The sequence below is a fragment of the uncultured Sutterella sp. genome, assembly GCF_937923675.1.
Classification (GTDB): Bacteria; Pseudomonadota; Gammaproteobacteria; order Burkholderiales; family Burkholderiaceae_F; genus Sutterella.
Genome location: NZ_CALDXB010000083.1, coordinates 42,654 through 61,784, shown reverse-complemented (window position 1 = coordinate 61,784; position 19,131 = coordinate 42,654). Strand labels below are relative to the sequence as shown.

The window sequence follows — 19,131 nt, the reverse complement described above, 5'->3', positions numbered from 1 at the left end:
CGGAAGCCGGAATTGAATCCTATGCGAGCCCGTTCATTCTTTATTTCGACTCTCAAAGAAGCCCCCGCCGATGCCGACGTCATCAGCCAGCAGTACATGATCCGCTCCGGCATGATCAAGAAGCTTGCCGCGGGCGTCTACACCTACATGCCTCTTGGTCTGCGCGTCATCCGCAAGATCGAGAAGATCATCCGCGAGGAAATGGTCCGTGCGGGCTCGATTGAGCTCCTCATGCCGATGGTTCAGCCGGCGGAACTCTGGCAGGAAACCGGCCGCTGGGAAAAGTACGGCCCTGAGCTTCTGCGCATCAAGGACCGCCACATGCGCGACTTCGTGATTCAGCCGACTTCCGAAGAAGTGATCACGGATGTGGCGCGTCAGGAAATCAAGAGCTGGCGTCAGCTCCCCGTCAACTTCTTCCACATTCAGACGAAGTTCCGCGACGAGCGCCGTCCGCGCTTCGGCGTGATGCGCGGCCGCGAATTCACGATGAAGGACGCGTACTCGTTCGACCGCGACGAGGAAGGTGCCGGCAAGTCCTACGACAAGATGTACGAGGCCTATCAGCGGATCTTCAACCGCATCGGCCTCGTCTTCCGCGCCGTGCGCGCCGACACGGGTTCGATCGGCGGCTCCCGCTCGCACGAGTTCCAGGTGATCGCGAACGCGGGCGAAGACGTCATCGCCTACTGCCCGGATTCCGACTACGCGGCCAATATTGAGCTTGCGGAAGCTTCCTCCGTGCTTCCGGGCCGTGCGGAACCGAAGGAAAAGATGGAAAAGCGCGCGACTCCGGGTCAGGAAAAGTGCGAGCTCGTGACCGAATATCTCGGCATTCCGTTCCTTTCCTCGATCAAGAGCGTCGTGCTTGCCGCCGACCGCACGAACGAAAAGGGCGAGCCGCTCCCGGCGAAGATCGTTCTTGTGCTCCTTCGCGCCGACCATGAATTGAACGAAGTGAAGGCGGGCCATATTCCTGAACTGAAGGAAGGCTTCCGCTTCGCGACCGATCAGGAAATCCTTGCCTCCTTCGGCTCGAAGCCGGGCTACCTCGGCCCCATCGGCCTCAAGGGCGACGTGGCGGTGTATGCCGACAAGACCGCGGCCGACATGAGCGACTTCTGCTGCGGCGCCAACGAAGAGGGCTACCACTACACGGGCGTCAACTTCGGGCGCGACCTGCCGGAACCCGTCGTGATGGATCTGCGCAATGTCGTCGAGGGCGACCAGTCGCCCGACGGCAAGGGCGTGCTCCGTCTGCAGCGCGGCATTGAAGTGGGCCACGTCTTCTTCCTGGGCACCCGCTACTCGGCCCCGATGCAGGCCAACTTCCTCGACGAAAACGGCAAGCCTCAGCCCATGCAGATGGGCTGCTACGGCATCGGCGTCACCCGCGTGGCGGGCGCTGCGATCGAGCAGCGTCACGACGACAAGGGCATCATGTGGCCCGACGCCATTGCCCCCTTCGAAGTGGTGATCTGCCCGATGAACTACGCGAAGAGCGAAGCCGTCCGCGCTGCGGCCGACAAGCTCTATGAGGAGCTCCTCGCGAAGGGCGTCGACGTGATCCTCGACGACCGCGACATGCGCCCCGGCGTGATGTTTGCCGAGTGGGAGCTGATCGGCGTGCCGCACCGCGTCGTTATCGGCGACCGCGGCCTCAAGACGGGCGAAGTCGAATACGCCGACCGCACGAACCTCGCTGAAAAGACGATGGTGAAGGTTGAGGAAGCGGCTGACTTCGTTGCTTCCCGCGTTGCGCGCTGAGAGAAGAAGAGCACTCACCTGAGAGGTGAGTGCCTGAATTTTCTCCAATAAAAATTCGCCCGGTACGGCTGTGATTGCCGAACCGGGCGAAGTCGTTTCTGCAGGGCGCCTTTTAGCGAAAAGGCGCCTGGAGTGCGCTTACTGCTTGTCCTCAACCGGGTCGAAGCTGAGCGAAATCTCGCGCGGCATGTCCTCGCCTGCGCCGGGGCGCGGCAGCGGATTGCAGCGGCGGATCGCGCGGGCAACGGCGGCATCGTAAGCAGGCCACCCCGAGGGGGTAACGAGCTTCGGCGTTCCAACCTGCTCGCCCGTCGGGAGAAGCTGGAGGCTGTAGACCGCACGATACTGACCGGGCCGCGTGGTTGCGGGCACGTCGATCGTGATGTTGGGGCGGATGCAGCTGCGCACCTGGTTGGACCAGGTGGCGAGCGCCGAACCCGTGAGGGACCGCCGGAAATTCCTGCGGTCGCCCGTTGTGGTGCCGGAGCGCTGGGCGTTCGGATCCACCTTGGCCGAAAGGCGGGCGAGCTCCTGCTCGCGGAAGCGCTGCGCAACGCGGCGGCGCTCCTCGGCTTCCTCGCGGGCTTTCTTTTCGGCAGCAGCCTTCCTCGCGGCTTCCTCAGCCTGACGCTTTTCCTCTGCGACCCGAAGCTCTTCGGCAATGCGGCGGGCTTCGGCCTCAGCGGCCTGGCGCTTCTCCTCGGCGATGCGGGCTTCCTCAGCCTTTCGCTGCTCCTCAGCGATGCGGGCCTCTTCGGCGCGTCGAGCTTCCTCAGCCTTCTTCGCTTCCTCGGCCTTCCTCGCGGCTTCGGCGAGCCGCTCCTGAGCAAGACGCTCTTCCTCGAGGCGCTTTTCCTCTTCCTGAGCGCGGCGGCGTTCGGCTTCAATCGCTTCCTGACGCATGCGCTCGATTTCCTCGGCGCGGGCGCGCTCCTGAGCGATGCGCTCCTCTTCGGCCCTGCGGGCTTCCATTTCCTCGCGGGCCTGGCGCGCAATCTGCTCTTCCTCGAGGCGAGCAGCTTCACGGGCCTTTTCTGCGGCGAGCTCTTCCGGGGTGGGCCCGGCAGGTTCCGGCGGCGAAGCAGGTTCAGGTTCCGGTGCTGGTTCAGGCTCCGGCTTGGGCTCTGGCTGGGGCTCCGGTTCGGGCTCGGGTTCCGCGGCCTTCTTTTCCGGGGCGTCCGCCTCGTCGCGGCCCGTTTCCTCGGGGACCTTCTCCGCAACGCCCGAAGGGTCGCTGCCGCCCGAAACATCCTCGGGCGCCCAGAGTTCGGCATAAACCGTCTCAGGGGCCGTATTCCACTGGAATACGGTGAAGAGGCCCGCAAAGAGAGCGCCGTGCACCGCCACGGAAAGAATGGCGGCAGGGAAGGCGTCCCGCCGGTCTTCCCGGCGGAAGCGCTCGCGGGTGATCTCTTCTTCAGTGAGCTTGATCATGGGGCGCGCTCCTATCGCGCGGCGGCGGAACGCTCCACCTTGAGGGAGAGTCCGACGCGCTCGACGCTGGCAGCCTGAAGCGACTTCATGACGTTGACGACTTCCTCATAGCGGACGTTCTTGTCGGCCGCTATGACGACGGGGGTCTTGGGGTCGCCGGCCTGGGCTTCCCGCACGGCGGCGACGAGCCCCGGCATGTCGGTGGGCTTCATGTCCTTGCCGGAGCGAAGCGACATCCGGCCGTCCGGATAGACGATGACCTCGACCACCTTTTCCGGCGCATTCGAAGCCTTGTTGACCGAGGGGAGATTCACCACGCTCGGATTCACGAAAGGTGCGGCCACCATCAGGATGACGACGAGCACGAGCATCACGTCGATGTAGGGCACGACGTTGATTTCGGCCATCAGGCCGCGGCGGCGGTTGCTGGAGCGAAGCGGCATGGCAGATTAGCTCCGCGACTGGCGTTCGAGGATGTTGAGGAACTCCTCGCTGAAGCCCTCGACGCGGTTGGAAAGGCGGCCCGTGCGGTTGTTGAAGTAGTTGTAGGCGGCAACCGCGGGAATGGCGGCAAAGAGGCCGATCGCCGTAGCGACGAGCGCTTCGGCAATGCCCGGAGCCACGACGGCGAGGCTCGCGTTCTCAAGGCTCGAGAGCCCGGTAAAGGCGTTCATGATGCCCCAGACCGTGCCGAAGAGGCCGATGTAGGGCGAGGTCGAGCCGATTGAGGCGAGAAGCGGAAGCCCCCCTTCGAGGTGGTCCATTTCACGCGTGAAAACGGCGCGCATCGCGCGCGAAACGCGATTGACGACGTCGCCGCCCGAGGCCGGCGACTGGCGCTGCTTCATGAATTCATTCATGCCGGCGGCGAAGATGCGCTCCTCCATCCCGGCGGCATCGCGCGAGCGGTTGGCGGTCTCGAGGAGCTTCGTGAGCTCGGTGCCCGACCAGAAGCGCGACTCGAAGTCGTCCGTCTGGCGCGTGGCGCGGGTAATCGCAAAGAATTTGCGGAAGATCACGGTCCAGCTCGCAAGCGAGAGCACGATCAGGATGGCGAGAACGATCTTCACCACAATGCTCGCATTGGCAATGAGCGTGAGGATCGAAAGATCGGCGGTAGCGTTCATCTGAGGAAAAAATGAATGTTTAAAAGAGAAAAGGGAAATCAGTTCGCAGGGGCTTCGGCTTCATCGAGAAGCCGGCAGATGCGCTCGTAAAGCTCATCCTTCATGGCGGAAGGCGCGAGCGTCGAGCGGCTCACGCACCCGACGCGCACTTCGCCCTCGGTCACAAGCTCGCCCTTCGCGTTGACGACGTTCTGCTCGAAGACGATGGAGGCGCGCCTCAGCTGCTTCACGCGGGTGACGACCGTAAGGTCGTCGTCAAGGCGCGCGGCTCTCCTGTAGCGGATCGAGACGCTCGCCGCCACAAAGAGCTGCCCGTCGGGGTTCGTGAGCTCGCCCGCCTGCGAGACGGCAAGCCGGCGCATCAGGTCTGAGCGCGCGCGCTCCATGTATTTCAGGTAGTTGCTGTGGTAGACGATGCCGCCCGCATCCGTATCTTCCCAGTAAATATGAACGGGAAATCGGGCTGTAAACTGAGACATAGTGCCAAGAAAAAGCTGAGAGCGAATCTTGAAGTGGGTGCCGCGCTCATTGGGGGCGCAAAGCATCCCGTAGTATAGGGGGTTGACCGTGGTGGACGAGTCCCCAAAGGGCCCGGCGGCAACGTTTTGCAATAGAAGAGAGGCATCATGGAGGCTGGCGTAAAGCGTCGAGGATGGATTGAGCGGGCGGCGGGCGTGAGCCCGGCACTCTCCGCGGTGCTCTGCGCCGCTGCTGCAGTGCTCTCGGCCCTTCTTCTCGGCCTTCTGCTCCCGGAGGCTCCGACGAGTCCCCGGCCGCTTTCCGACTATGGGGAGAAAACGCTCTTTACGGCTTTCGGCTCGAGAAGCCCGAGAACGCTCGATCCGCAGAAATCCTATTCGTCGGACGAGACCGCTTATACCTATGCGGTCTATGAGCCCCCTTACCAGTATGCGTATCTGAAGCGCCCGTACGTGCTCGAACCCCGGACGGCCGAGGCCGTTGCGGCGCCGCTCTATTTCGACCGCGAGGGGAAGGAGCTCCCTCCCGACGCCGATCCCGCCCTGATTGCGGAGTCGCGCTACGAAATCCGCATCCGCCCCGGGATCCGCTATGCGCCGCATCCGGCCTTTGCGAAGGGACCCGACGGGAAATATCTCTATCACGCTCTCTCTGCTGAGGAAGCCTCGCGCGTGAGAAGTCCTTTTGACCTTCCGAAGGCGGATACGCGGGAGCTTGTGGCCGCCGACTACGTGAACGGCATCCGCCGCATCGCAAGCCCGCAGGTGGCAAGCCCCATTTTCGGCACGATGAGCGCGCGGATTGTCGGATTTCAGGAATTTCGCGAGGCGCTCCGTCAGAAATGGAAGGCCATGCGCGACGCGGGGGCTTCCTCCGATGCCTGGCTCGACCTCATGAGCATCCCGTTCGAGGGCCTTGAGGTTGTCGACCGCTATTGCTTTCGCATCCGCGTGAAGGGCAAGGACCCGCAGTTCTCCTACTGGCTCGCGATGACGTTCTTCGCGCCCGTGCCAGAGGAAGCAGAAAAGTTTTACGCCCAGCCCGGACTCCGGGCCAACAACGTGTCGCTTGACACCTGGCCCGTCGGCACGGGCGCCTTCCGGATGAAGACCTTCCTTGAAAACCGCCGCCACGAGCTTGAGCGCAATCCCCTCTATGCGCACGGGACCTACCCCTGCGAGGGCGAAGCCGGCGACAGGGAGGCCGGGCTTCTGGCCGATTGCGGCAAGCCTCTGCCCTTCGTCGACCGCGTGGTGTTTGAAATCGAGAAGGAAGCGATGCCGCTTCAGTCGAAGTTCCTCGCAGGCTACTACGACAGCCCCTTCATCGAGCGCGTCGATACGGGGCTAGGCTACCTCGTTGCCATGGAGGACGATCCCGGAAAGGCGAGCCTCTATCGGGAGCGCGAGCTCAAATTCCCGAAGACCGTTCAGACGGGACTCTGGTACCTGGGCTTCAACTGGCTCGATCCGGTGGTCGGGGGCGGGAGGACCCCGGAAGAGGCGGAGCGCCACCGGTACCTTCGTCAGGCGATCGCCATTGCGGTCGACTGGGAGGAAAACATAGCGATCTTCCAGAAGAACCAGGGGATGCCCGCGCACGGACCGATTCCTCCGGGGCTTTTCGGCTGGCGCGACGACGGCCCCTCGGCTTTTAATCCTGAGGTTTATGAGAAGGACGCTTCCGGAAGAGCCGTGAGGAAGCCGATCGAGGAGGCGAAGCGCCTTCTCGCGCTCGCGGGCTACCCGGACGGGCGCGATGCGAAGACGGGCGCGCCTCTTGTTCTCTATTTCGACTATCAGAATGCCGCCCAGGGCGGGAGCGCCTATCTCGAGTGGTATCAGCGGCAGTTCAAAAAGCTCGGCATTCAGCTTGAAATCCGGGCGACCGACTACAACCGCTTCCAGGAAAAGATGATGAAGGGCGCGGCCCAGATCTTCTTCTGGGGGTGGAATGCGGACTATCCGGATGCGGAAAACTTCCTCTTTCTCTTCTATGGTCCCAACGGGAAGGTGAAGAACGAAGGCGAGAATGCCGCGAACTATGAGAGCGAAGCATTTGATGCGGCGTTTCGCGAGATGCGCTTCCTTGAGGATGGTTCCCGGCGGGCCGAGCTCATCGACCGCATGATCCGGATTCTGCAGAAGGATGCGCCGATTCTTTTCGGCTACTTCCCGCCCGGAGCTGCGGCCTACCACGCGTGGGTGGGAAATGCGAAGCCCTCGGGCATGGTGCAGAACAGCCTTCAGTATCTCAAGGTCGATGAAAAGACCCGGGTCGAGCGCCTGATCGAATGGAATAAGCCCGTTCTCTGGCCGTTCGGACTTCTTGTCTTCTCGCTCCTGATGCTCCTGAGGGGCGCGGCGGGACTCATCGTGCGGCGCGAAAGCCTGAGAATGCGGCCGCTTGAAAGGAAGTAAAGAGACATGCTCACCTATCTCCTGAGGCGCATCGCCTACGGCGTGCTCATTCTTTTCGGCGTCAATCTCCTCACCTTCGTTCTCTTCTTTGCCGTCAATACGCCTGACGACATGGCGCGCCTCAATCTGGGCGGCCGGCGCGTGACGGCGGACGCGATCGAATCGTGGAAGGCGGCGCGCGGGCTCGACAAGCCCCTTTTCTACAATGGCGACAAAGAGGGCGCGGAAAAGCTCACCGACACGATCTTCTTTGAAAAGAGCGTCCCGCTCCTCGCGCTCGACTTCGGCAGAAGCGACAGCGGCCGCGACATCGGGTATGAGATCTCCACCCGCATGTGGCCCTCTCTTGCTCTTGCGCTTCCGACCTTCGTCCTCGGGCTCATCGTGATGGTCTCCTGGTCGCTTCTTGTGGTCTTCTTCCGGCGAACGAAGGTGGAGGCGGCGGCGATCGGACTTTCGGTATTCCTCATGTCCATTTCCGGGCTCTTCTACATCATCGTCGGGCAGTGGCTCTTTTCGAAGGTCATGCAGATCGCGCCCGTCTCGGGATGGACGGACGGGCCGGGGATGATCGCCTTTCTCGTCCTTCCGGTGCTGATCGCGCTCTTCTCGCGCCTCGGGAGCGATACGCTTCTCTACCGCGCCATGTTCCTCGAGGAAATGGGGCGCGACTACGTTCGCACGGCGCGATCGAAGGGGCTGACAGAAGGCGAGGTCCTGAGGCGCCACGTGCTCAGGAATGCCCTTCTTCCCATCATCACCTCGTCCGTTGCCGTGATCCCGATGCTCTTCATGGGAAGCCTCATCATGGAGAATTTCTTCGGCATCCCCGGGCTCGGGAGCTATACGCTCGACGCCCTCGGCGCGCAGGACTTTTCGATCGTCCGCACGATGGTGTTCCTCGGGACCCTTGCCTACATCGTCGGCCTTATTCTTACGGACCTCGTCTACGCGTGGGTTGATCCGCGCATCCGCATTTCCTGACCGAGATTCCCCCGAAGCAACCGAATCATGCTCCCCGTCATTCTTCCCACGGACATCGTCGCCTGGCTCCTCGTCGCCTTTCTCGTCTGGGCCGTCTATTTCGTGAGGCGCTCCGAAGACCTCTCGCGCCGCTGGAGGCGCGTCTTCGCGCGGCCGGCGGCCGCCGCTTCCGCCGCCATTCTCGGGGTCTTCCTCCTGACGGCGCTCGCCGACAGCATTCACTGGAGGGACGCCCTGCCTCCGGCTCCCGGCGCCTCTCAGGATGCGCCCGCGGCCTATTCAGCGGAAGTGAAGTCGCTCCTTGACGTCTTCATTCTCGAAAGGCTCGGCGCGGCAGGGGACGAACGAAGCTATTCGCGCCCCTTTGCCACGCATGAATTCGACCGCACGACCGTCATCCGGGACGGGAAGGCCGTTCGCGACTATCAGCCGCTCATCCATGCCGGAAAGCTCCCGCCCCATCGGACAAAGATGGTGGAGATCGCGAGAAGGACCCTCATTGCCGCAATTGCCGGCGGCGTGACGGCGATTCTCGGCTGGATCTTCATCGGGCTCTTCATTGCGCATCGGAGGGCAACGACGTTTGCCCAGGCCATGAAAATCATCGGAAACCGCGACGGGAGCTTCCCTTTGCGGCCGGCGCTTCTCACTCTCACCGTCTTCTGGCTTCTTTTCGTCTGGCTCCTTCTCGTCTGGCCGGGCTGGCACGTTTTCGGGACGGATGCCGTCGGGAACGACGTTCTCTACGAGGCGGTGAAGAGCATCCGCACGGCGGTCGTGATCGGAACGCTCGCGACGCTCGCAACGCTTCCCTTCGCCGTGACGCTCGGCATTGCCGCGGGGTACTTCAAGGGCCGCGTCGACGACGTGATTCAGTACATCTACACGACCATCTCCTCGATTCCGAGCGTGCTTCTCATTGCGGCCTCCGTCCTCATGGTGCAGGTCTTCCTCGACAAGAATGACGGCTGGTACCAGACAAGCCTTGAGCGCGCGGATCTGCGCCTCATGCTCCTGGCCGTCATCATCGGCATGACGGGGTGGGCAACGCTCGCGAGGCTCCTGCGGGCCGAAACGATGAAGCTTTCGACCCTCGACTTCGTGACGGCCGCAAAGGCCCTCGGCGTCAGTCCCGTCGCGATCATGCGCAGGCACATTCTTCCCAACGTCATGCACATTGTCCTCATCGTGACGGTGCTCGATTTTTCGGGAATCGTGCTCTATGAGGCCGTTCTTTCCTATGTCGGGGTCGGCGTTGATCCGGCGATGCACTCCTTCGGCACCATGATTAATGCGGCAAGAAGCGAACTCTCGCGCTCACCGATGGTTTGGTGGAACCTCGCGGCAAGCTTCATCTTTCTTGTTGCGCTGGTGCTTCCGGCCAATCTTTTTGCCTCTGCCGTAAGGGATGCCTTTGACCCGCGCGCCGCGGCGAAAAGCGCTCCTCAGGAAGAAAAGAACGAGAAGGAGGAATCGTGAGCGAAAAGCCGCTGATTTTCGTCAGGGACCTCTCCGTCGACCTTCCGCTTGAAGGCGGAACGCTCCATGCGGTGAGGCGCGTTTCCTTTGATCTGAAGCGCGGCGAGACGCTCGCGCTCGTGGGCGAATCCGGCTGCGGCAAAAGCATGGTCGCCTCCGCTCTGATGCGGCTGCTCCCGGAAGATGCACGGACTCCGACGGGACGCATTGATTTTGACGGGACGGAACTCCTCTCCCTGATGGAGTCCGAAATGCGCGCCTTCCGGGGCGCGCGGATCGCGCTTATTTTTCAGGAACCCGCAACGAGCTTCAATCCTGTGATGACCGTTGGCGCGCAGATCGTGGAAATGATCCGGGCGCACCGGAAAATGACTTCGGGCGAAGCCCGGGCAACTGCCGTCGAGTGGCTTCGGCGCGCAGGCGTTCCCGAGCCCGGGCGGCGCTTCGACGCCTTCCCGCATGAACTCTCGGGGGGCCTGAAGCAGCGCGTGATGATCGCGATGGCGCTTTCGGCCGAACCCGACATCGTGATTGCCGACGAGCCTACCACGGCGCTCGACGTGACGCTCCAGGCCCAGGTGCTCGATGAACTGAAGAGGTTGAAGAGCGAGCGCGGGCTCACGCTCCTTCTGATCACGCACGACCTCGCGCTCCTTCCCGGAATCGCCGACCGGGTGGCCCTCATGTATGCGGGCGAAATCGTTGAGACCGCGCCTACGGAGGATTTCTTCCGTTCGCCGGAGCACCCCTATGCCCGGGCGCTTCTCAAAGCGCTCCCGCAAGCCGGGAATCGGGAGGGAAGGCTTCACCCCATTGAAGGGACGGTGCCGCTCCTCACGCGCAAGCCTCAAGGCTGCGCCTTCGCGCCCCGCTGCCCTTATGCGGAGGACCTCTGCAGACGTGCGGCGCCTTCGGAGAGAGCGAGAAGCGACGGCCGGGGAACCGTGCGCTGCCGGCGTGCGGGAGCACATTGGGATCCACAGTCCCGCAATTCCGGCGAAGCGCTGTCTGAAAGTTCTGAAAGGGAAGCGGACGGAGCGCTTCTTGAGATCCGGCATCTCTCAGTGAAGGTTGAGCCCAAAAGCCTGAGGGAAAAAGCGGCGGAGCTTCTGGGAAAGGAGAAGCCCCGCGTGATCCTTCCGGACCTAAGCCTCGAAATCCCCCGCGCCCGCACGCTCGCTCTCGTCGGCGAATCGGGAAGCGGAAAGACGACGGCGGCGCTTGCCGCGCTCGGGCTCCTCGGGAACGGCCTTCGTGCGGAAGGCTCTGTTCTCCTTAAGGGCGAATCCTTCCGCGCAGGTGCGCCGAGACCGCTCCGCTTCCGGCGCGCCGTCCAGGTAGTGTTTCAGGATCCTTTCTCCTCGCTCGATCCCCGCATGACGGTCGAGGAACTCATCGGCGAAGCGCTCATCGCCCTTTGCCCGGAGCTCAATGGAGAAGCGAGAAGCGCCCGCATCGGGCGGCTTCTCGACGAAACGGGGCTTCCAGCCGGAAGCCGCACGCGCTATCCGCATGAATTTTCGGGCGGGCAGCGCCAGAGAATTGCCGTCGCCCGTGCGCTTGCCGCCGAACCCGAAATCATTCTGCTTGACGAACCCACGTCGGCGCTTGACGTCTCCGTACAGGCGCAGATTCTCAATCTCCTTCTGAGGCTTCAGAAGGAGCGCGGGCTTTCCTATCTCCTCATTACGCACAACTTCGGCGTCGTCGAATATCTCGCGCACCGGATCGCCGTGATGGCAGGCGGCCGGATCGTGGAGGAAGGACCGGCGGCGCAGGTGATGAATTCGCCGCGGGACTCCTATACGCAGAGGCTTCTCGCGAGCGTGCCGAGGATCCGGTTTCCTTAGCTCTGCGCGAAGAGCGAGGCGTTCCCGGGCGCCGTCGGCGGCGTGAGTCCGAAGTGCTGCCAGGCAAGGAGCGTCGCCACGCGTCCGCGGGGCGTTCTCTGCAGGAACCCCTGCTGAATGAGATAGGGTTCGACCACGTCCTCGAGCGTTTCGCGGTCTTCGCCGATCGCGGCCGCAAGGTTGTCGATGCCGACGGGGCCCCCTGCGAATTTTTCAAGAATCGTGAGAAGAAACCGCCTGTCGATGAAGTCGAGCCCCACCGGGTCGACGTCGAGCATCGTAAGGGCGGCTGACGCCACCTCGCGCGTGATCGTGCCGTCGTGCTTCACTTCCGCATAGTCGCGAACGCGCCGCAGAAGTCTGTTGGCGACGCGGGGCGTGCCGCGGCTTCGGCCGGCGATTTCGGCCGCACCCTCCGGTTCAATCGCCACATTGAGGAGCTTCGCCGACCGCCGCACGATCGTGGTGAGCTCGTCCTTATCGTAAAACTGAAGCTGGTTGACGATTCCGAAGCGCGCGCGAAGCGGGTTGGTGAGCGAACCTGCGCGGGTGGTGGCGCCGATCAGAGTGAAGGGCGGAAGGTCGAGCTTGATCGAGCGCGCGGCGGGGCCCTCGCCGATCATGATGTCGATCTGGTAGTCCTCAAGCGCCGGGTAGAGGATTTCCTCCACAACGGGCGAGAGGCGATGAATCTCGTCGATGAAGAGCACGTCGTTCTTTTCGAGATTCGTGAGGATTGCCGCGAGGTCGCCCGGGCGCTCGAGCACGGGGCCCGAGGTCTGTCTGAGATTCACGCCCATTTCGGCGGCGACGATGTGCGCGAGCGTCGTTTTGCCGAGACCGGGAGGTCCGAAAAGAAGGAGATGATCGAGCGGCTCCCCGCGGCGGCGGGCGGCTTCGATGAAGATCTGAAGCTGCTCGCGCACGGCGCGCTGGCCGACGTAGTCGGCGAGCTTCGTCGGGCGAAGCGCCCGGTCGATGTTCTCTTCGTTGGGGCTTGCGCAGGCGCCTTCGATGATGCGGGTATCAGAGTCGGACATGGATTCAAGCGGCGGAAATCGTCGGTAAATTCTGGCTGCGGACAGGCGATCACAGAGCCCTGAGAAGAGGCTCAGATTCGATCGGCAGGCGGCGTCTCTTTTTCAGGCGGCCTGACAGGATCGAATAAAGATCTCAATCATTTTTTGTAATTGTTGCACAGACGAAAACAGGCGTTCGCGGCGAAATTAAAGTTGCACGTAAAAACCGGCCGGACGCCTCGCCATGCAGTATAGCAACCGCAGGGACAGCCTCCATTTCCGCCATTCCAATCCTGATAACTACCGGTTTACGGTCTGCAGATGTCGTCTGATAATCGATAAAACAGGCGGTTTTCAGAGGAGGCAGGCATGAGCTCTGCGCCTATTCGCAATCAAGCGCTCGAGAAGAGCGCGAACGCCGCGCTGCGGCGTATTTTCGGCTTTATAGCGTTTTATTCGCTTCTCATCCTTTGCGGCCTCATGGTCCTGATTGCCGCCTGCGGCCTCACGTGGTGGGTGCTGGGGACGCTCATTCCGGCTCTTCTCCTGCATCTCAAACTGGTGGTGCTCCTCCTCGTGATGCTTGCCGGCATCTGGGGCATTGCGCTTCTGGTCGGCGGGATCCTGATTGAGCCGCTCTTTCGGGTTGAGAAATCGAGGCCCGAGAGAGCCCGGATCGTGACGAAGCAGGAAGCTCCGGAGTTGTTCGGGCTGATCGAGGAAACGGTGCATGAGGTCGGCGCGTCCATGCCGAAGAAGGTCTATCTCACGCCGGAAGCGGACGCCTGCGTGTTCTTTGATGCGTCCTACTGGGGCCTATTCAAGGGCGCCGAAAAGAATCTGAGCATCGGCATGGGGCTGATGGCGGACCTGTCCCGGAGCGAATTCAAGGCCGTGCTGGCGCACGAATTCGGGCATGTCGCGCAGTCGGCCATGCGGTGCGGATCGGCTGTCTGGATTCTGAATCAGATGATTGACGCGCTCCTTTCGAGCCGAAGCCGCTTTGATGAGCGCATTGACGCATGGGCGCAGGCTGATTCAAGGCTTTGGCGCCTTTTCGGGAGCGCTGCCAGGCGGCTCCTGCGATTTATCCGCCGCCTTGTGCTCAATCGCTGGATTAAGCTCAAAAAAGCGGATCTTTCGCTTTCCCGTCAGATGGAGTTTGATGCCGACGCGGCCGCAGGGCGGACAGCCGGCATCGGGAACACGATTTCCATGCTTGCGAAGCTCCCCGTGGTCTCGCGCAGACAAACGCTCTGCGGCCGGCTTCTCAATGAGTTCTACCGAGAGAAAGGTGAACTTCTGACGGACTTTTGGGGAGCTTATCGGTCGCTGGAACATCTCTTTGAGCGCAATGACGGGGTCAGGCTCTCAGCCGCGCAGAAGCTCTCGGCGATTCCGGCGGGCTTTGAGGGAAGCGACGCACAGCTCACGCTTGAAGACGTCTGGGATACGCATCCGGTGATTGCTGACCGAATCGAAGCGCTGTGCCGGCTTGAGGGCGATGGGGCTGAGAATGATGCTCAAGGAGGCGGATCGCGTTCTCCGGCAATGTCTCTCATTCCTGCAGTCCTGGCGCTGACAGTGGGTGAGGAGGCCGTTTCAGCGGTGACGGGCGCTGAACCGACGCGGGCCGGGAAGGCGAAGGAATCCCTGGAGACATCGCAATTTGCCGCCTGGGCTCAAGGGGAGTTCTCGCGCTATATTCCGCCGATTTCTCTCGCGCCGTATGTTGATCGGGATCTTGTTGAGTTTGATTTGTCGACGGCAATAGAAAATGCGCTTCAGGCGCCGCAGCCGGATCCTTTCGTCTCTGCCAACGATGCGGACGTGCGGCAGTATGCCGCTGCGCTCGAAGACGCCGGCGCGCTCAGAGATATTCTGCTCGGCCGCCGCGAAGCGGAGGCGCTCCGCTACGGCTCCATTCGGCTCGTGGATTTGCATTCAAAGAACCTCGATGAGGCGCTCTCGCAGCCGATAGCGCTGGCTCATGAGCGGGTTCAATCGCTCGAGCCGCGCGTGAGGACGATTGACGAAGCGGTCTTCAAATGGCTTTACGCGCATGAGAAGCCGGCTGACCGCGGTGCGGTTGCGCGGGCCTACTGCGACATTTTCTATGCGCAGAGCTTCCTATCCTCGGCAGACACGCTTGCGGATCGCGGGGAGCGCCTTCAGGCCTGGCTCGACCGCGTGAACGAGCAGCTTCTCGACGCGAAGAAAGCGGAGGCGGAAGTCTTCATGAAGGAAACGTCGGCCTTGATGGACGACGTAACGGCATTGCTGCCCTACATCGACTGGGACGCGCTTGAAGATGTCGAAGATGCCTCCGGATTGGAGGAGCTGCGCCGGACGGCCGACACTTTCGTCGCCAAAGATGAGAATGAAGCTGAGGAAACTGTGGAAACGCGAACGCTCACCTCATTCGCGCAAAACATCGTGCATCTGCATGAAGCCCTGAGGCAGGCCGCAAGAGGCTTCATCGCGGATCGGGTTTATGCGCTCAGAGCGGGAGGTCCGGACATGACCGGGCTCGGGAGCTCCGGGAGAGATGCGTAGTCTTTTGCCTCAAGGCTCCGGGAAAGCGCTCCCGGCGGGTGCTGCAGCGAGAGTTACCGCGAAAGCGACTTGAGGGCAAGCCGGATGCCTTCGGAGACGCCCGTATCTTCGGGCACGCGCTTCGCGGCCGCCTGCGCTTCCCGGTCCGAATAGCCGAGCGCAATGAGGGCGGCGGCGATGTCCGCACGGGCGCTTCCCGGGGCGCCTGCAGGAACGGAGAGCGTGCCGCCCGAGAGCTTCCCCTTCAGTTCAAGAATGAGGCGCTCCGCGGTTTTCTTGCCGATTCCGGGAACGCGCGTGAGAAGACCCGTTTCTCCCGATTCGATGGCGCTCGCAAGCTGATCGGCCGTCATTCCGGAAAGCACGGCGAGCGCAATGCGGGGGCCGACCCCGGAAACGCGGATGAGCGTGCGGAAAGCCGTCTGTTCGGCTTTCGTGGCAAAGCCGTAAAGAAGCTCCGCATCCTCGCGCACCACGAGGTGCGTGAATAGCGTCACGTCACCTCCGAGATCCGGGAGATTGCAGAAGGTCGACATGGGAACGTCGACTTCGTAGCCGACGCCGCCCACGTCAATCAGCACCTGCGGGGGATTCTTTTCAATGAGTTTTCCGTGAAGGCGGCCGATCATGGCTTTTCTCCTTTCTTGGCGAGAAGGCTCGTCCAGGCGGCGCGTGCGCCGCGCCCGGAGGCGCCCCGGCGCGCCGTGGCGTAAATGCGGCTCGTGCCGCCTGATTTTTCAAGCGCCCGCATGCGATGCATGCTTGCCGAGCAGATGGCGCAGGCAAGCGCGTCGGCTTCGTCGGGCCTCGGCGCATCAGGAAGCGCGAGAAGCCGCATCACCATCTCCTGAACCATGAGCTTGTCGGCGCGCCCCGAACCGGTAACGGCCTGCTTGATTTCGCTCGGCGTGAATTCCTCCACGCGAAGGTCTGCGAGGTCGGCGGCGCAGAGCGCCGCGCCTCTTGCCTGACCGAGGAGCAGCGTGCTCTGCGGGTTCACGTTGACGAAGACGCGCTCGCAGGCGGCTTCGGTCGGCGCATGGCGCGAGATGATTTGGGTGAGTTCGCGCGCAATGGTTCCGAGGCGTTCCGCCGTCTCTCCCTTCGGAACATCGATGACTCCGGAGGCGACGCGGCGGCAGGAAGAGCCTTCCGCATCAACGATTCCCCAGCCCGTATGGTTGAGGCCCGGATCGATGCCGAGAATGCGGATCATCGCGGATTATTTCGGCATGCCGGGGAAGCCGCCCCCGAAGCCGGGGAAGCCTCCGCCCATGCCGGGGAGCCCCGAGCCCCCGAACATGCGCATCATGCGCGAAAGCCCGCCCTTCTTCATGCGCTTCATCATGTCCTGGGTCTGCTCGAACTGCTTCAGGAGCCGGTTGACTTCCTGCACCGGGACGCCCGCGCCCAGCGCAATGCGCTTCTTCCTGCTCGCCTTGATGAGTTCGGGCTTTCTTCTTTCCTGCGGGGTCATCGAATCGATGATGCCGAGCGTGCGCTTCAGGCTCTTCTGCACGTCCTCGTCCTTCACCTTGCTCGCGGCCTGCTGGAACTGCGCGGGCATCTTTTCAAGGATCGAGGAGAAGCTGCCGATGTTGCCCATCTGCGCGAGCTGCGCGCGGAAGTCCGTGAGGTCGAACCGGTCGCCCGTGGAGAGCTTCTTCGCGAGCTTCTGGGCTTCGGCAATGTTGATCGACTTCGTCACGTCCTTCACGAGGCCGACGATGTCGCCCATGCCGAGGATGCGCGAGGCCATGGCTTCCGGGTCGAAGGGCTCGAACCCGGTGAGTTTTTCGGCCGTGCCGATGAACTTGATGGGCTTGCCCGTGATGTAGCGCACGGAGAGCGCCGCGCCGCCGCGGCTGTCGCCGTCGGCCTTCGTGAGCACGATGCCCGTGAGCGGCAGGCGTTCATTAAAGGCGCGCGCCGTATTGACCGCATCCTGACCGAGCATGGCGTCGATCACGAAGAGCGTTTCGGCGGGCTTCAGGAACGTGTTGAGCTCAGCCACTTCCTGCATCATCGCTTCGTCGATTGCGAGGCGGCCCGCCGTATCGACGATCAGCACGTCGTAGAAGCGCCGGCGGGCTTCGGAAACCGCGCGCGAAGCAATGTCGAGGGGCTTTTCGCCCACCGTGCTCGGGAACCAGTCGGCGCCCGCCTGTTCGGTGACGGCCTTCAGCTGATCAATAGCGGCAGGGCGGTAGACGTCGCAGGAAACGGTGAGGACCTTCTTTTTCTGGTCGGTCACGAGCCAGCGGGCGAGCTTGCCGGCGGTTGTTGTTTTACCGGCACCCTGAAGACCGGCGAGGAGAATCACGGCAGGAGGCTGCACGCGGAAGTTGAGTTCGCGCTCCTCGGGCGGGAGGTCGCCCCCGATGATCGCGGTGAGTTCGCGCTGCACGACGCCGACCAGGGCCTGGCCGGGATTGAGGTTCCCGACCACCTCTTCGCCCATTGCCTTTTCCTTGATGCGCGCGAGCACTTCCTTCACGACAGGAAGCGCAACGTCGGCTTCAAGGAGCGCCAGGCGCACCTCGCGGAGCATGTCCTTGGTGTTGGCTTCAGTAAGGCGCGCCTGGCCGCGCATTGTCTTGACGATCTTGGAAAGACGCTGGCTGAGTGAATCGAGCATGGAGATGTCGGCGGTTGCCGCGTTGCGGCTGGCGGTCTCGGGCAGAGCGCTATGGAATGCCGGTGACGGGAGCCCCTCTGAAGGGGGACCCGGGCATTCAAATTCAGCGCTTGATAAGGCGCAGCCTTAGAATGAACAGACACTGACCCGGAACTTCAATTTCCAATATTGAAAAGAGGCTCAACGGGTCAGAAGCGAACGCATTATTTTAGAAGAGCGCCGCGTTCTTTGCGCCCGGACCGCTCTTCCTCGGGAAAATTTTCTATTGCGAAGCTCCAAATGTCAGTTCTCCTCATTTCCACCGGATTCGCCGCGCTTCTCTACCTTCTGAGCGGCATCTGCATCGTCACCGCGATGAAGAAAGGTGCGGACGCGAAGGCGTCGAGCCTTCTGCGCTGGCCGGTGCTTCTCGGCCTCATTCTTCATGGATACGCCATTCAGGGAGAAATGTTTCAGTCCGAAGCCGTGCATTTCGGATTCGGCTACGCCGTCTCCGTGATGTTCTTCTTCGCGGTGATCATTCTGCTCATTGAATCCTGGGTGCACCGCCTGCACGGGCAGTTCGGCATCGTGCTGATCGCGGCCGCCTTCGGCGCCATCTTCCCGGTGCTTTTCCCGGGGAACGCGCTTCCCGCGGCGGACTGGACACCCTTCTTCCGCTTCCATCTCCTTGCCGCGCTCGCCGCCTACAGCTTCATGACGATTGCGCTCGTGCACGCCGTGCTGATGTACATGCAGAACAGGCACCTGAAGGAGCCGGGCGAGGGCGCGGGCTTCATCGATTCGCTTCCCGGCCTTGTCGTGATGGAGCGGATCTTCTTCCGGATCGTTGCCTGCGGGTTCCTGCTCCTTACCTTCGTGCTCGTGAGCGGCGCCTGGACGACGAAGGAAACCTACGGCGTCTTCTTCCATTTCGACCACAAGATGATCCTCACGTGGATCTCCTGGATCGTCTTCGGCATTCTTCTTCTCGGACGCTGGTTTGCCGGCTGGCGCGCGAAAACGGCGCTTCGCCTTTTCTGGGCGGGCTTCGTCGTCTTCGTCATCGCCTACTTCGGCTACAGCTTCATTCTGGAAGTCTTCTGATATACCGCTATGAGCCGCATTCTTTTCTTTCTCGGCATCTTCATCGTGATTGCCGTCGCCTGGGCGATCAGCCGCCGCCGGCAGTCGCTTTCCATTCAGGAGCGCGATGAGCTCGAGGAGCTCCGGCGCAACGAGCGCGGCCGCAAAAATGCCCAGGCCGTGATCGGCGAACCCATGGAAAAGTGCGAGGAATGCGGCACCTACTTCCCCCGCCGCGAGGCGGTGCGCCGCGGCACGCACATCTACTGCTCGGCGCGCTGCCGCGACAAGGCCTCAAAGCGGGATTAAGGC

General features: G+C 62.4%; 16 protein-coding genes. 8 read left to right on the top strand and 8 right to left on the bottom strand.

The window, feature by feature from the left end; translation table 11 throughout:
* Positions 1 to 21: 21 nt before the first annotated feature.
* Positions 22 to 1,767, top strand: coding sequence for a proline--tRNA ligase (locus Q0106_RS09500; RefSeq protein WP_297612085.1), 1,746 nt, complete (start codon positions 22 to 24; stop codon positions 1,765 to 1,767).
* Positions 1,768 to 1,905: 138 nt separating this feature from the next.
* Here the strand turns inward: Q0106_RS09500 and tolA are convergent, their stop codons facing one another.
* The 4 genes from tolA to Q0106_RS09480 are packed head-to-tail and all read right to left on the bottom strand — an operon-like array spanning position 1,906 to position 4,807.
* Entirely contained in the window at positions 1,906 to 3,201 is a 1,296-nt protein-coding gene (gene tolA / locus Q0106_RS09495; protein WP_297612082.1) for a cell envelope integrity protein TolA, read from the bottom strand.
* Positions 3,202 to 3,212: 11 nt separating this feature from the next.
* A complete protein-coding gene (locus Q0106_RS09490; protein WP_297612079.1) occupies positions 3,213 to 3,644 on the bottom strand; it encodes an ExbD/TolR family protein in 432 nt (143 codons plus the stop codon).
* A 6-nt stretch (positions 3,645 to 3,650) separates the two neighbouring features.
* Complete coding sequence (tolQ, locus tag Q0106_RS09485; RefSeq protein WP_152158302.1) at positions 3,651 to 4,328, bottom strand: protein TolQ; 678 nt, start codon at positions 4,326 to 4,328, stop codon at positions 3,651 to 3,653.
* 38 nt (positions 4,329 to 4,366) lie between these two features.
* Positions 4,367 to 4,807, bottom strand: a complete 441-nt coding sequence (locus Q0106_RS09480) for a YbgC/FadM family acyl-CoA thioesterase (RefSeq protein WP_297612075.1) — start codon at positions 4,805 to 4,807, stop codon at positions 4,367 to 4,369.
* Between the two features lie 147 nt (positions 4,808 to 4,954).
* On the opposite strand from Q0106_RS09480, the gene Q0106_RS09475 reads away from it, so the two are divergent.
* The 4 genes from Q0106_RS09475 to Q0106_RS09460 are packed head-to-tail and all read left to right on the top strand — an operon-like array spanning position 4,955 to position 11,541.
* Positions 4,955 to 7,228 (top strand): ABC transporter substrate-binding protein, encoded by a 2,274-nt coding sequence (locus tag Q0106_RS09475; RefSeq protein WP_297612072.1) that lies wholly within the window; start codon positions 4,955 to 4,957, stop codon positions 7,226 to 7,228.
* Between the two features lie 6 nt (positions 7,229 to 7,234).
* Positions 7,235 to 8,212 carry an ABC transporter permease gene (locus tag Q0106_RS09470; RefSeq protein ID WP_297612069.1) on the top strand — a complete coding sequence of 326 codons (978 nt, stop codon included), beginning with the start codon at positions 7,235 to 7,237 and terminating at the stop codon, positions 8,210 to 8,212.
* Positions 8,213 to 8,239: 27 nt separating this feature from the next.
* A complete protein-coding gene (locus Q0106_RS09465) occupies positions 8,240 to 9,691 on the top strand; it encodes an ABC transporter permease (RefSeq protein WP_297612066.1) in 1,452 nt (483 codons plus the stop codon).
* Positions 9,688 to 11,541, top strand: a complete 1,854-nt coding sequence (locus Q0106_RS09460; protein ID WP_297612063.1) for an ABC transporter ATP-binding protein — start codon at positions 9,688 to 9,690, stop codon at positions 11,539 to 11,541. Before Q0106_RS09465 ends, Q0106_RS09460 begins: the two co-directional genes overlap by 4 nt.
* Here Q0106_RS09460 and ruvB read toward each other — a convergent pair.
* Entirely contained in the window at positions 11,538 to 12,581 is a 1,044-nt protein-coding gene (ruvB, locus tag Q0106_RS09455; protein WP_297612061.1) for a Holliday junction branch migration DNA helicase RuvB, read from the bottom strand. The two genes, Q0106_RS09460 and ruvB, sit on opposite strands and share 4 nt — an antisense overlap.
* Positions 12,582 to 12,929: 348 nt before the next feature.
* On the opposite strand from ruvB, the gene Q0106_RS09450 reads away from it, so the two are divergent.
* The gene (locus Q0106_RS09450) at positions 12,930 to 15,116 is read left to right on the top strand and encodes a M48 family metallopeptidase (RefSeq protein ID WP_297612058.1); all 2,187 of its coding nucleotides are present in this window, start codon (positions 12,930 to 12,932) and stop codon (positions 15,114 to 15,116) included.
* A 53-nt stretch (positions 15,117 to 15,169) separates the two neighbouring features.
* Here the strand turns inward: Q0106_RS09450 and ruvA are convergent, their stop codons facing one another.
* From ruvA to ffh, 3 genes are read right to left on the bottom strand one after another with little or no spacing between them, the layout of a single operon-like run.
* On the bottom strand, positions 15,170 to 15,745 hold the full coding sequence (gene ruvA, locus Q0106_RS09445; protein WP_152158295.1) for a Holliday junction branch migration protein RuvA: 576 nt from the start codon (positions 15,743 to 15,745) through the stop codon (positions 15,170 to 15,172).
* The gene (gene ruvC / locus Q0106_RS09440; RefSeq protein ID WP_297612054.1) at positions 15,742 to 16,332 is read right to left on the bottom strand and encodes a crossover junction endodeoxyribonuclease RuvC; all 591 of its coding nucleotides are present in this window, start codon (positions 16,330 to 16,332) and stop codon (positions 15,742 to 15,744) included. The genes ruvA and ruvC overlap by 4 nt, the downstream gene beginning before the upstream one ends.
* Positions 16,333 to 16,338: 6 nt before the next feature.
* Positions 16,339 to 17,754 (bottom strand): signal recognition particle protein, encoded by a 1,416-nt coding sequence (gene ffh, locus Q0106_RS09435; RefSeq protein ID WP_297612051.1) that lies wholly within the window; start codon positions 17,752 to 17,754, stop codon positions 16,339 to 16,341.
* Positions 17,755 to 18,033: 279 nt separating this feature from the next.
* Between ffh and ccsA the strand changes: the two genes are divergently transcribed.
* Together ccsA and Q0106_RS09425 are read left to right on the top strand one after the other, a co-directional pair.
* Positions 18,034 to 18,840, top strand: coding sequence for a cytochrome c biogenesis protein CcsA (gene ccsA, locus Q0106_RS09430; protein ID WP_297612048.1), 807 nt, complete (start codon positions 18,034 to 18,036; stop codon positions 18,838 to 18,840).
* A 9-nt stretch (positions 18,841 to 18,849) separates the two neighbouring features.
* Positions 18,850 to 19,128 (top strand): PP0621 family protein, encoded by a 279-nt coding sequence (locus Q0106_RS09425; RefSeq protein ID WP_152158292.1) that lies wholly within the window; start codon positions 18,850 to 18,852, stop codon positions 19,126 to 19,128.
* Positions 19,129 to 19,131 lie beyond the last annotated feature (3 nt).

Excerpts from the sequence above, each read along its gene's own strand:
- Q0106_RS09500 (WP_297612085.1), top strand. The coding sequence starts at position 22 with ATGCGAGCCCGTTCATTCTTTATTTCGACTCTCAAAGAAGCCCCCGCC.
- tolA (WP_297612082.1), bottom strand. The coding sequence starts at position 3,201 with ATGATCAAGCTCACTGAAGAAGAGATCACCCGCGAGCGCTTCCGCCGG.
- Q0106_RS09490 (WP_297612079.1), bottom strand. The coding sequence starts at position 3,644 with ATGCCGCTTCGCTCCAGCAACCGCCGCCGCGGCCTGATGGCCGAAATC.
- tolQ (WP_152158302.1), bottom strand. The coding sequence starts at position 4,328 with ATGAACGCTACCGCCGATCTTTCGATCCTCACGCTCATTGCCAATGCG.
- Q0106_RS09480 (WP_297612075.1), bottom strand. The coding sequence starts at position 4,807 with ATGTCTCAGTTTACAGCCCGATTTCCCGTTCATATTTACTGGGAAGAT.
- Q0106_RS09475 (WP_297612072.1), top strand. The coding sequence starts at position 4,955 with ATGGAGGCTGGCGTAAAGCGTCGAGGATGGATTGAGCGGGCGGCGGGC.
- Q0106_RS09470 (WP_297612069.1), top strand. The coding sequence starts at position 7,235 with ATGCTCACCTATCTCCTGAGGCGCATCGCCTACGGCGTGCTCATTCTT.
- Q0106_RS09465 (WP_297612066.1), top strand. The coding sequence starts at position 8,240 with ATGCTCCCCGTCATTCTTCCCACGGACATCGTCGCCTGGCTCCTCGTC.
- ruvB (WP_297612061.1), bottom strand. The coding sequence starts at position 12,581 with ATGTCCGACTCTGATACCCGCATCATCGAAGGCGCCTGCGCAAGCCCC.
- Q0106_RS09450 (WP_297612058.1), top strand. The coding sequence starts at position 12,930 with ATGAGCTCTGCGCCTATTCGCAATCAAGCGCTCGAGAAGAGCGCGAAC.
- ruvA (WP_152158295.1), bottom strand. The coding sequence starts at position 15,745 with ATGATCGGCCGCCTTCACGGAAAACTCATTGAAAAGAATCCCCCGCAG.
- ruvC (WP_297612054.1), bottom strand. The coding sequence starts at position 16,332 with ATGATCCGCATTCTCGGCATCGATCCGGGCCTCAACCATACGGGCTGG.
- ffh (WP_297612051.1), bottom strand. The coding sequence starts at position 17,754 with ATGCTCGATTCACTCAGCCAGCGTCTTTCCAAGATCGTCAAGACAATG.
- ccsA (WP_297612048.1), top strand. The coding sequence starts at position 18,034 with ATGTCAGTTCTCCTCATTTCCACCGGATTCGCCGCGCTTCTCTACCTT.
- Q0106_RS09425 (WP_152158292.1), top strand. The coding sequence starts at position 18,850 with ATGAGCCGCATTCTTTTCTTTCTCGGCATCTTCATCGTGATTGCCGTC.